Source organism: Vagococcus sp. QWL-13 (genome assembly GCF_058683555.1).
The window spans coordinates 899050-911104 of the sequence record NZ_CM178746.1; the positions used below are offsets into that span (position 1 = coordinate 899050).

Annotated in this window: 10 protein-coding genes; all 10 read left to right on the forward strand. The window is 40.8% G+C overall.

The window, feature by feature from the left end; translation table 11 throughout:
• Window positions 1-3 precede the first annotated feature (3 nt).
• Window positions 4-501 (forward strand): SprT family protein, encoded by a 498-nt coding sequence (locus tag AC4PHI_RS04230; RefSeq protein WP_492201070.1) that lies wholly within the window; start codon window positions 4-6, stop codon window positions 499-501.
• 182 nt (window positions 502-683) lie between these two features.
• Window positions 684-1568, forward strand: a complete 885-nt coding sequence (gene cdaA / locus AC4PHI_RS04235; protein ID WP_492201071.1) for a diadenylate cyclase CdaA — start codon at window positions 684-686, stop codon at window positions 1566-1568.
• The gene (locus tag AC4PHI_RS04240) at window positions 1561-2619 is read left to right on the forward strand and encodes a CdaR family protein (protein WP_492201072.1); all 1059 of its coding nucleotides are present in this window, start codon (window positions 1561-1563) and stop codon (window positions 2617-2619) included. The genes cdaA and AC4PHI_RS04240 overlap by 8 nt, the downstream gene beginning before the upstream one ends.
• Window positions 2620-2640: 21 nt before the next feature.
• Window positions 2641-3999 carry a phosphoglucosamine mutase gene (glmM, locus tag AC4PHI_RS04245; RefSeq protein WP_492201073.1) on the forward strand — a complete coding sequence of 453 codons (1359 nt, stop codon included), beginning with the start codon at window positions 2641-2643 and terminating at the stop codon, window positions 3997-3999.
• Window positions 4000-4064: 65 nt separating this feature from the next.
• Window positions 4065-4991: an alpha/beta hydrolase gene (locus tag AC4PHI_RS04250; protein WP_492201074.1), complete on the forward strand. Its 927-nt coding sequence runs from the start codon at window positions 4065-4067 to the stop codon at window positions 4989-4991.
• A 348-nt stretch (window positions 4992-5339) separates the two neighbouring features.
• Entirely contained in the window at window positions 5340-7991 is a 2652-nt protein-coding gene (gene alaS / locus AC4PHI_RS04255; RefSeq protein ID WP_492201075.1) for an alanine--tRNA ligase, read from the forward strand.
• A gap of 48 nt (window positions 7992-8039) precedes the next feature.
• Window positions 8040-8585 (forward strand): DUF805 domain-containing protein, encoded by a 546-nt coding sequence (locus AC4PHI_RS04260; protein WP_492201076.1) that lies wholly within the window; start codon window positions 8040-8042, stop codon window positions 8583-8585.
• 92 nt (window positions 8586-8677) lie between these two features.
• On the forward strand, window positions 8678-9616 hold the full coding sequence (locus AC4PHI_RS04265; protein ID WP_492201077.1) for a hypothetical protein: 939 nt from the start codon (window positions 8678-8680) through the stop codon (window positions 9614-9616).
• A gap of 146 nt (window positions 9617-9762) precedes the next feature.
• A complete protein-coding gene (gene murC, locus AC4PHI_RS04270) occupies window positions 9763-11091 on the forward strand; it encodes a UDP-N-acetylmuramate--L-alanine ligase (RefSeq protein ID WP_492201078.1) in 1329 nt (442 codons plus the stop codon).
• A gap of 68 nt (window positions 11092-11159) precedes the next feature.
• Entirely contained in the window at window positions 11160-11861 is a 702-nt protein-coding gene (locus tag AC4PHI_RS04275; RefSeq protein ID WP_492201079.1) for a Bax inhibitor-1/YccA family protein, read from the forward strand.
• The last annotated feature ends 194 nt before the right edge of the window (window positions 11862-12055 follow it).

Below are 12055 nucleotides of genomic sequence, written 5' to 3' on the forward strand. Positions count from 1 at the left end.
AAAATGCTGAAATCTGATAAAGTTTTTTTTGCCCGATATTGTCAAACATTGCCCGATTTAGGGAATCATGAATTGCAACAGTTAGTTGAAACGGTCTCCGTCCGATGTTTCGACAAAGAATTCCGCCATACGGTTTTTTTCAACAAACGTCTACGAACCACCGGGGGCAGATATCATCTCAATGACCATCATATTGATATCAATCCCCGAGTGTTTGAGAAGTACGGCTGGTCAGAACTAATAGATGTAATCATTCACGAGTTATGCCACTACCATTTGCATTTGAATGGTGAAGGTTATCAGCACAGAGACAAAGCATTTAAAGACCTGCTGAAAAAAACCGGCGGCAGTCGTTTTGTACGGCCTTTGATGGAAGAGAAAAGTATTCGGAAAATCATCTACCAGTGTTCCAAATGTGAAAAGGTCTACCCTAGAAAACGACGGATGAATGTAAAAAAATATTGCTGCCCATGCGGCGGCAGTCTGACTTTAATCAAATAAACAATAAAGAAGCTTAGCAAAAATCCTTTGATATTGCCAGGCTTCTTTATTTGTGATTCATGTTTAAAATATTTTTTTATCCGTCATAGGCGGGAGACTGCAGCAAATAAATTTTTGGATATGATGTTTTGAATTGTGGTATACTAGGTAACATAAATTAAGCTAAAGGGGAGAATATAAATTTGTTGAACTTAACATGGTTGATAACACTGCAAGATATAAAAGATATTCTCTATCAATATATATTTTCAAAGAGCTTTATAGTCGGCGTTCTTGATATTTTAGTTGTCTGGTACTTGATTTACAAACTGCTGATTCTGATCAAAGGGACTAAAGCAGTTGAAGTACTCAAGGGTATCGCCATAATTTTAATTGTGCGCTCCATCAGTGACATGATTGGTTTGAATACCGTCTCATGGATCATGGAACAGGTGATTAATTATGGTGTGATTGCTTCGATTGTTATCTTTCAGCCGGAAATCCGCAGAGGACTGGAGCACATCGGCAGGGGCACGATTTTTCAAAGAAAGACACGTCATGCACAAAAAGATAAGACCAATATGATCAATAGTCTGGATCAGGCGATTCAATATATGTCAAAAAGAAAGATTGGCGCATTGATTACTATTGAAAGACAAACTGGTTTGGCTGAATATATCGAGACTGGGATTCCTTTGAACGCTACTATCTCGGGAGAATTATTGATTAATATTTTTATTCCTAACACACCTTTGCACGATGGTGCTGTAATCATTCGACGTAATAGAGTAGCGGCGGCCTCTGCTTATCTTCCGCTCTCAGAAAATGACCAGATTCCTAAAGAATTCGGGACCAGACACCGGGCGGCTATCGGGATAAGCGAAGTCACAGACTCCATCACCATCGTCGTGTCTGAGGAGACAGGAGATGTGAGTATCGCAAGAGCCGGACGTTTGCACTCTGATTTGACTTCAAAAGAATATTTGAAAATTTTGAATACAGAACTTATCGGAACCGAAGAAGAGCATGAAGGATTGATGAAATACTTTGTAGAAGGCTTTACAAAGGGGGCGAACAAGGATGAATAAAGTAACTTCCAGCAATAAATTTACTGCGTTGTTAGCTCTGGCATTTTCTCTTCTTTTATTTTTTAATGCTAATTTTCCAAGCGGCCTGCTTTCACCGGAAGAGAACCGTTCCAATATCCGGCCCCTTGAATCTGTGGTCAATGATGTACCGATAAAACTGGTGTATGATGACAGTCAGTTCTTTGTATCCGGTTATCAGGAAACAACCACTGTCTACTTGAGCAGCACTAATCGGCTGCTGCTGGATACTGAAACAAATGAACAAACAAGAAATTTTGTTTTAGAGGCGGATTTGACCAACCGGCAGCCGGGAACTTATGAAGTCGAAGTTGAAGTAAAAAATTTGACGAGCGGTGTGAAAGCCGAACTGAAAGATTCTAAAGTCAGTGTGAAACTGGAAAGACGGGTCACAAAAACGTTCTCTGTGAATGTCAGGATCAGTGATAATTTATTGAAAAATGGCTATACTATCGAAGAAACTAATGTATCGCCTTCAGAAGTGGAAATCACTGCTGGTGAAGAAACCATCAACAGTATTACGGATGTTTTAGTTTCTATCGATCAGGACCAGCAAATTACCTCTGATTTTTCTAAGCGTTTAGATGTTTATGCCATTGACTCTCAAGGAAATATGCTCAATGTGATTGCCAATCCTTCCTCGGTGACGGTCAGTCTAAATGTAATCGCACCGATGAAAACCGTGCCTCTGGTAATCAAACAGTCCGGCAAGATTCCTCCGGGCGTGGAAAGTTATACTTTTACCAGTGAAACACAGAATGTAGAAATCACAGGTCCAAGGGAGATTATCGATGACATTGATGAAGTAATTGTGTTAGTTGACACAAGCACGATTACTGAAACGGCGACCAATACGTATTCGATTGAAGAAATCGATAATGTTCGATTCAATCCTGCAACAGTCAGAGTTACTGTAACACCGAAGTTATCCGAAAAAAAACCGGAAACCAGTTCATCGGATAAAGAAAAGAATAATGGAACAAATGATAAAAATAGAACATCAACTGAGAAAAATAAAAATTCATCAGATTAAAAAGTAAGGTGGAAATCAACAATGGGAAAATATTTTGGAACAGATGGGGTTAGAGGGGTTGCCAATAAGGAACTGACACCTGAACTAGCTTTCAAGTTAGGGCGCTGCGGCGGGTATGTTCTTGTTCAGCACCATATAAATGGAGGAAGCAGGCCCAAGGTTTTAGTTGGTCGAGACACACGTATTTCAGGAGAAATGCTTGAGCAGGCGCTGTTGGCGGGATTGATGTCTGTGGGGATAGAAGTCTTTCAGCTTGGTATCATTTCTACACCAGCAGTGGCTTATCTCACAAGACTACAAAAAGCAGATGCAGGAATTATGATTTCTGCTTCCCATAATCCTGCTGAAGATAACGGCATCAAATTTTTTGGTCCAGACGGTTTTAAATTAGCCGATGAAGAAGAATTGGAAATCGAAGAACTGCTGGATGCTGATGAAGATAATTTGCCGCGTCCTTCTGCAGACGGATTGGGGACATTAGAAGATTATCCGGAAGGACTGCTGAAATATTCACAATTTTTGACAAATTCAATCGACGGAAATTTAGCTGGAATGAGTGTTTGTTTGGATGCCGCAAACGGTGCCACTTCCACTGTTGTCAATCGTTTGTTTGCAGATTTAGAAACAGACTTTTACACTATGGGGACAAAATCAAACGGCATCAATATCAATGACCAGGTAGGTTCTACTCATCCAGAAGCTTTAGCAGCCTTTGTCCTTGATAAAAAAGCAGACGTAGGTTTAGCTTTTGACGGAGATGGAGACAGGGTGATTGCTGTAGACGAAAAAGGTCAAATCATTGATGGGGATAAAATCATGTATATTTGCGGAAAATATTTACTGTCACAAGGAAAATTGAAGCATAATACAATCGTTTCCACTGTCATGAGTAACTTAGGTTTCCATAAAGCGGTGGAAGCTGCCGGCATGGTGGCATTGAAAACACAAGTGGGAGACCGTTATGTAGTCGAAGAGATGCGGAAAAATGATTATAATTTCGGCGGCGAACAATCCGGCCACATTGTATTTTTAGATTACAATACCACAGGCGACGGATTGCTCTCCGGTATTCAACTGCTGAATGTGATGAAAGTGACCGGTAAAAAATTATCAGAATTAGCTGAAGAAATCCAAGAATATCCGCAGAAACTGGTCAATATCAGAGTCAAGAACAAGGAAGAAGCTCTAAGCAATGAATTGATCAACAAAACGATTGCCGAAACGGAAGAAGAAATGAATGGCAACGGACGTATTCTTGTCAGACCTTCAGGAACAGAACCCTTATTGCGGGTGATGGCAGAAGCACCAACTATAGAAAAAGTTGAATATTACGTCAATAAAATTGCTGATGTGGTCAAATTGGAAGTCGGGGAAGATTAATCAAAACAACAGCCGGTTCAGAAACTTGAGCTGGCTTTTTGTTATAAGAAAAGGATGTTAGTCAAATGAAGCGTATCTGGTTTATCTCTGGAACAGTGGGAGTTTTGCTGTTAGGAACTTTGGGTTGGGGCGTAGATTATTTATACCGCTATGCTGTGGCAACAGGAAAAAAAGATTTTATCAATCAAAAAGAAGCCACAGGCAGCGAGGGGGCACCATTTGCTGACTGGACGTTTGCAGAAGAAGCACCGGAAACTCTTTTTTTAACAGCAAGAGACGGACTGAATTTGCAGGGCACCCATTTTAAACATAGTGAAAAAAAGCGGCAACTTGCAGTTCTTGTCCACGGTTACGGCACTGATTCAACCTATATGCTGGATTATGCAGAAATGATTTTCAATATGGGCTGGGATATCTTTTTGCCAGATGCCCGGGGACACGGAAAAAGTGAAGGGGATTATATCGGTTTTGGTTGGGATGAAAGACTGGATGTCATTGACTGGATCCATCAGCTGATTAGGCAATATCCCCAAGATGCGGATGTGATGCTGTTTGGTGTCAGCATGGGTGCGGCCACTGTTATGATGGCTTCGGGGGAAAAACTGCCGGAGCAAGTCAAAATAATCATAGAAGATTGCGGCTATACGTCGGTCAAAAATGAATTGAGTTATCAATTAAAAGACATGTTTCATCTGCCGTCATTTCCTTTGATACCTTTGACGTCGTTCTATACAGAACTGAAAAACGGCTACAATTTTTACGAAGCAGATGCAATCAAACAGCTGAAGAAAAACAAGCTGCCGATTTTGTTTATTCATGGAACCAAAGATACCTTTGTTCCAACATCAATGGTTTCTTCTTTATATGATGCTGCGCAGGGTCCGAAAGAATTATGGCTTGTGGAAGGGGCAGAGCATGCTGAAAGTTTGAAAAAAGCACCGGAAAGCTATGAAAAACATTTGAGAAATTTTATTAGCCGCTATCTGAAATAACGTGAAATCCCCTGTTCAAAGATTGACTTTTTAACAGGCTTTCAGTATACTTCTAATCGCAAGGACATATTTTTAAGAACGAATTGTTCAGAGAGTTTTTTGACAGCTGCGAAAAAAACCAATTCACTTACAAATGCTCCCTTGTTTTTGAAATAGGAAACTATTTCCGTTCATGTCCGCGTTAAAGACTTTAAGAGGTAATGAAACTATTTAACATCATTGCAAACGAGGTGGTACCGCGCGTATGTCGTCCTTGTTCTGCAGGGTGTTTTTTTATTTTCCGGTGAATGATTTATTTGTTGGGAAAGTCAGATGTCTAATCAAGAAAATGAAGGAGAACAATTAAATATGAAACAATTATCGAGCAGTGAAGTCCGTCAGATGTTTTTAGATTTTTTCAAAGAAAAAGGTCACAGTGTGGAGCCCAGTGCTTCATTGGTGCCTGTAGATGATCCCACGCTGTTGTGGATTAATTCAGGAGTGGCAACACTCAAAAAATATTTTGACGGTACCATCGTCCCGAAAAATCCAAGGATTGTGAATGCGCAAAAGAGTATCCGGACAAATGATATTGAAAACGTCGGGAAAACAGCCCGTCATCACACCATGTTTGAAATGTTGGGAAATTTTTCAATTGGAGATTATTTCAAAGAAGAGGCAATCACCTGGGCATGGGAGTTCTTGACCGATAAAAGATGGCTGGCATTTGAACCTGAAAAATTATATGTCACTGTTCATCCAGATGATCATGAAGCTCGCCGAATCTGGCAAGACATCGTCGGCTTGGCCGAGGAGCGCGTCATCGACATCAAAGACAATTTTTGGGAAATCGGTGTGGGCCCGTGCGGACCAAACTCTGAAATCTTTTATGACCGGGGACAAGCATTTAATGATTTAGCTGAAGATGATCCGGAAAATTATGCCGGCGGTGAAAATGAACGCTATCTGGAAATTTGGAATCTGGTTTTTTCCGAATTCAACCGGACAGAAGACGGAGAGTACGAACCGCTGCCCCATAAAAATATTGATACAGGCTTAGGATTGGAACGGCTGGTTTCTGTGATTCAAAATACTCCTACGAACTTTGAAACAGATTTGTTTATGCCTATCATTCAGGCGACCGAGAAATTAAGCAGCGGTTTTGTTTACGGCAAAGAAAAAGAGGCAGATATTTCTTTTAAAGTGATTGCGGATCATATCCGTGCGGTGACATTCGCGATTGGCGATGGGGCGCTGCCTTCTAATGAGGGCAGAGGTTATGTGCTGCGTCGGCTGCTGCGCCGTGCAGTCAGACACGGGAAGAAACTAGGTATCGATCGTCCATTTATGTATCAGCTAGTTCCAGTTGTTGGCGAAATCATGGAAAGCTTCTATCCAGAAGTTTTAGCCCAGCGGGAATTTATCGCAAAAGTGATTAAAACAGAAGAAGAAAGATTCCACGAGACCATCAACGAAGGGCTGCATATTTTATCGGGGATTTTACAAGACTTAAAAGAACAAAACAAAACAATGATTCTTGGGAAAGATATGTTTAAATTGTACGATACTTACGGATTTCCGGTGGAACTGACAAAGGAAATTGCTGAAGAAGCCGGACTTGAGGTAGATGATGAAGGTTTCGAAGTGGAGATGGAAGCACAACGTGAAAGAGCACGTGCAGCCCGGAGTGATGCTGCTTCTATGACGATTCAATCTGGTTTGCTGACAGATATTCAAACAGCCAGCGAGTTTGTCGGCTATGACACTCTGAAAATAGAAAGTCCGCTATCTGTTTTGATTCATAACAATGAAACAGTGAAAGAATTGACACCCGCAGAGGAAACTGTTGCCGAGGGGATGTTTGCAGTCACGCCTTTCTACGCTGAAATGGGCGGACAAATTTTTGATACTGGAAATGTTTACGATAAGAATAATGAGATTGTTGCAAAAGTAACGGAAGTAAAAAAAGCACCGAACGGTCAGCCGTTGCATAAACTAGCAGTGTTAAAGACGTTAAAAGTTGGAGAAAGTTATGTTCTCGAAGTGGACAAGAAAAGACGCAACGGGATTTTGAAGAATCATACGGCAACTCATTTACTGCATCAGAGCTTAAAGGATATTTTAGGAGCCCATGCAAATCAGGCGGGGTCTTTAGTTGCTCCGGGATATCTCCGCTTCGATTTCACCCACTTTGGTCAAGTGACAACAGCGGAACTGGAGAAAATGGAACAAATCGTTAATCAGAAAATTTGGGAAAGTTTACCGGTGGAAACAATAGAAACTGACATCGATACAGCTAAAAAAATGGGTGCCATGGCGTTATTCGGCGAAAAATACGGTTCGGAAGTTCGCGTAGTGAAAATCGGGGATTATTCCATGGAACTTTGTGGAGGGACTCATGTTAAAAATACCAGCGAAATCGGCATTTTTAAAATTTTATCAGAGTCAGGTATCGGGGCAGGTATTCGCCGTATCGAAGCCGTGACAAGTAAAGAAGCGTACGATGTGTTCCATGAAGAAGAACAGCAGTTAAAAGAAGTGGCGCAAATTGTTAAAGCACCACAGTTGAAGCAGGCGGTCAACTGGGTGGAACAACTGCATGAACAATTGAAAGAAGCACAGCGGGACATTGAAACACTAGCCGCTAAACTGGCGAATCAGGAAGCAAAAGATATTTTCACAGATGTGGCTGAAGCCAACGGGATTCGCTTCATTGCCAAAGAGGCTCATGTGAAGGACATGAATCAACTGCGTCAATTAGCAGATCAATGGAAACAAAAAAATATTTCTGATGTTTTGGTCTTAGGTATTGCTCAAGACGGGAAAGCCAATTTGCTGGTGGCGATGACAAAAGAGATGAATGCCCAAGGTCTGCGGGCAGGAGATTTGATAAAAGCTATTGCACCGCTAATCGGCGGCGGGGGCGGCGGCCGTCCTGATTTGGCACAAGCTGGCGGAAAAAATCCGGCAGGAATGAAAAATGCGCTGGCAGAGGTAGAAAATTGGCTGAAAGAAAGTTAAACTTAAACTGATAGGATACTTTAAACAATTAGAAATAAGAAGGATATGATGAAATTTATGGCACGAATCGAACAAAAACCTGGCAAGGTGACTTTTACGCAAGCAGTCAACGATTTTTTCAGAGGATACGTGGACTTCAAAGGGAGAACGACTAGAGCAGGTTACTGGTGGGCACTTTTGATGTATGCCTTAGTATATGCTGCGTTTCTGATAATTTTTACCCTCTTTCTTTTTTCGTCAGCAGGCAAAGCGGTAGTTGCCGAAAATTTTGAACAATTTTTTCTCAATACAATGTTGAACTCAGGATTGCTTGGTCTGTTTTTTATGTTGTTTACCTTGGGGACTTTCCTGCCTTTGTTTGCGATGAAAGTCAGACGTTACCGCGACGCGGGCATAACAGGTTCAGGGATAGTGGTTTTTCTGATTGCAGGGTACTTAATCCGCAATGTTGTCGCTGGCAACAGTTTGGTTTATTTAATGACCTATGGACTGATGATTCTCGAACTTGTCCTCACGCTGCTGCCGACCGATACATTTTTTTCAAAAAGCACTGACAATGATGTGAAGAAATTCTTTTTTCGTGTAAAATCATAGGAAAAGAAGCCTGAAACGGGCTTCTTTTTCTACTAAACAGATAAAAATATGATACACTATAGCAGAAAAGAAATAAAAAGGATTGAGCAAGTATGAAATCACAATCAGATAAACGACAGCATTTTCGTTTTCCGGCTTACGATGATGAAGAAGGAGTCAAGCTGGTCAATGAGGACAGCCGCTATTTATTTGCGGAAGAAAGAGAAACAAGAATTTTTAATGCCCTTAGAGAAAATACTGAAGAAAATTATAGAGAAGAAAAAAGAACCCCTAAACGTGAGGCGGAGCGTGAGGCTCCCGTACAAGCGGAAACGAAAACCATCAGACCTAATATTGCTTCATCATGGGAAGCGCCAGATTTATCCCGTACAAAGACGCAATATTCCGGTCCTGCAATTACCAGCTATAAAAAAGAACCGGCGAGCTCTCTTTTCAATAAGCCTCATCGGCCCAGCATTATGTCAAAGGATGAAAGTCTGTCTCGGGAAAATCGTACAGATATGGACCGGAGAATTGATAAAAACAGTTATTTAGAAGAAAAACTGGCGAGTACTCGGTTTGCTGCTCCGGCAAAAAAGTTCAAACCTAGAAATATTCCGCAACAATTATACGGTGTTGACGGCTTTGATAAAAATTGGCAGAAAGCAGAGATCGCCAATCAAATCACAAAAAATAAAACAAGTTATTTGATGCTGGCAGGAAAAGGTGACAGGGAGTTGCCTGAGCTGACAGATCATCGCACTCTTCCGGAGGCAAAGGAAGAAATATCCGAAGCGGTTAGAGACCGCCGACAGCCGACCGAAGAAGTGGTCTTGAGAAAAAAACGAAAAATTCCAGAAGTCGCTTCTCGTGAGTTTGGTCCCCAATCAATCGGGACTGCTGCAAAAAAAAATGATGCAGTTGAAATGCCTGCCATCCAAAGAAAAAAAAGAGAAGAAGAGCAGGGAACTAAAAACCGTTTGGAAAAATCTTTATCAGGAATTATTTCTGAAGAAGACTCCCAGTTAGGTGTCAAAAAATATTTTGATTAAGTGCTCAGTTGAGATGGCTCAGGTCTATCTCAACTTTTTTAGTTACTGAATCCTGTGCTAAGTGTTGAAAAAAAAAGAAAAATGTACGATAATGGAGTTCGAATTAAATTTGTGCGTGTATGAATGGTTTAAGAAAGAGGACTTCTATGACTAATAAAATATATCATTTTGTAGGGATAAAGGGTGCCGGCATGAGTGCCTTAGCCTTGATTTTACACGGAAAAGGCTACCGAGTACAAGGGTCGGATATTGATGATTATGTATTCACACAACGTGAACTAGAAAAAAATAAGATAACTATATTACCTTTTGATGAAAAAAACATAAAAGAAAATATGATTGTAATTGCAGGCAATGCTTTTCCTGATACACATCGTGAAATACAGGAAGCTTTGAAAAAAGGACTGCAAGTGATTCGTTATCACCGCTTTTTAGGAGACTTTATTCAAAAGTTTACCAGTGTGGCAGTGACGGGTTCCCACGGGAAAACCACGACCACCGGTTTGCTGGCCCATGTATTGAGCGGTATTAAACCCACCAGTTTCTTGATTGGGGACGGTACAGGACAAGGTATAGCCGACTCGGACTTTTTTGCTTTTGAAGCGTGCGAGTATCGCCGGCATTTTCTTTCCTATAGTCCGGAATATGGCATCATAACGAATGTGGATTTTGATCATCCTGATTACTATCAAAGTATTGACGATGTTTTTGATGCTTTTCAAACATTCGCCCATCAGGTGAAAAAAGGCATCGTCGCTTTTGGTGAAGATGATTATTTACGCAAACTAGAAGCGGAAGTACCGGTTTATTATTATGGGAGCAGCCTTGACAATGATTACCGGGCTGTCAATATCAAACGGACTACTGAAGGTTCTTTCTTTGAAGTGGAGTTTGAGGGAGAAGTGATTGGTCAATATATGGTGCCTGCATACGGTATGCATAATGTTTACAATGCACTGGCGGTGATTGCTGTTGCCCATCTTGAAGGCTTGGATCAAAAGAAAGTCGCTGAAGAATTATTGACTTTTACCGGGGTGAAGCGCCGCTTTACTGAGAAAAAAGTTAGTGATATGATAATCGTAGATGATTACGCCCACCATCCGGCAGAAATCAAGGTGACGATTGACGGTGCAAGGCAAAAATATCCTGATAAAGAAATCATCGCGGTATTTCAGCCCCATACTTTCACAAGAACCATTGCACTTTTAGATGATTTTGCCCAGTCTCTGGATTTAGCTGACCATGTCTTTTTATGTGATATTTTCGGATCTGCCAGAGAACAGCAGGGTAGCGTAAAAATTGAAAATCTTGGAGAAAAAATATCTAAAGGCGGTACGGTAATCAGCGAAAACAACGTTTCCCCGTTGCTAGATTATCATGATGCAGTGATGATTTTTATGGGAGCTGGTGATGTTCAAAAATTTGAAAGAGTGTATGAGACACTTTTGGCGAGCACGAGAAGAAATATTATGTGATAAGCTAGTTATGTGTTAGTTCAGTTTTTTTCAAACGAATGAAGAAAAGATAAAAAGGAGTGTTTCAAATGAACGATTACAACACAAATCAAGTCTCCAACCAGGAGCAATTGGCTTTAGCCAGTTTTTATTCAAGAGTATATGCAATTTTAGGAATAGGGATTGCCATCAGTGCTATCACCGCATTTTTGGTCATCAACTTTTTCTTTTATCAAGTCGCTGCAGTATTGACCGCCATTCCATTGGGCTTCATGCTTTTATGGATTGCTCAAATCGGCTTGGTCCTTTATTTAGGTAAGAAAGCGTTCAGCAATCCTACCGCAGCAATGGGCGGCTTTGTGGCGTATTCGATTCTTAACGGGTTAACAATCAGTTTTACTTTGGCGAGATATGATATTCATACTGTCGGACAGGCGTTCCTGACCGCCTCTGTCACTTTTGGTGCCATGGCATTGATTGGCATGTTTACCAAAAAAGATTTGTCTGTGATGGGCCGTGCGATGCTGACAGCGTTGATTGGTGTGATTATCGCTTTGGTTATCAACATCTTTTTACGAAGTGAAGGCTTGGATTTCTTCCTTTCAATCTTGACTGTTTTGATTTTCTCCGGTTTGACGGCTTATGACAATCAAATGATTAGAAATTATTATTATCAGGCACAAGGAAATCAGAAAACGTTAAGCGGCATTGCCATCTTCTGTGCATTACAATTGTATCTAGATTTCATCAACTTGTTGTTAGCCTTTATCAGAATTTTTGGCAGAGATTAATCAGATTAATCTGCTGTTTCCGTACTGTTTGATCCTTTTCGGGTCAAACAGTTTTTCTTTTTCCTTTTTAAGCAGATGGAACTTTGTTAGAATAGAAAGGAGCGAAGAAAGTCTTATTTTTAAACTAAAATTTTTTTAAAAAGATTTTCCGAATCCAAGACAGCAGGTTTTGACAAATCCGGCTGAGTTAAAAA

Bases quoted from the DNA above. Each gene is read 5' to 3' on its own strand.
- AC4PHI_RS04230 (WP_492201070.1), top strand. From the start codon at position 4: ATGCTGAAATCTGATAAAGTTTTTTTTGCCCGATATTGTCAAACATTG.
- AC4PHI_RS04240 (WP_492201072.1), top strand. From the start codon at position 1,561: ATGAATAAAGTAACTTCCAGCAATAAATTTACTGCGTTGTTAGCTCTG.
- glmM (WP_492201073.1), top strand. From the start codon at position 2,641: ATGGGAAAATATTTTGGAACAGATGGGGTTAGAGGGGTTGCCAATAAG.
- AC4PHI_RS04250 (WP_492201074.1), top strand. From the start codon at position 4,065: ATGAAGCGTATCTGGTTTATCTCTGGAACAGTGGGAGTTTTGCTGTTA.
- alaS (WP_492201075.1), top strand. From the start codon at position 5,340: ATGAAACAATTATCGAGCAGTGAAGTCCGTCAGATGTTTTTAGATTTT.
- AC4PHI_RS04260 (WP_492201076.1), top strand. From the start codon at position 8,040: ATGAAATTTATGGCACGAATCGAACAAAAACCTGGCAAGGTGACTTTT.
- AC4PHI_RS04265 (WP_492201077.1), top strand. From the start codon at position 8,678: ATGAAATCACAATCAGATAAACGACAGCATTTTCGTTTTCCGGCTTAC.
- murC (WP_492201078.1), top strand. From the start codon at position 9,763: ATGACTAATAAAATATATCATTTTGTAGGGATAAAGGGTGCCGGCATG.
- AC4PHI_RS04275 (WP_492201079.1), top strand. From the start codon at position 11,160: ATGAACGATTACAACACAAATCAAGTCTCCAACCAGGAGCAATTGGCT.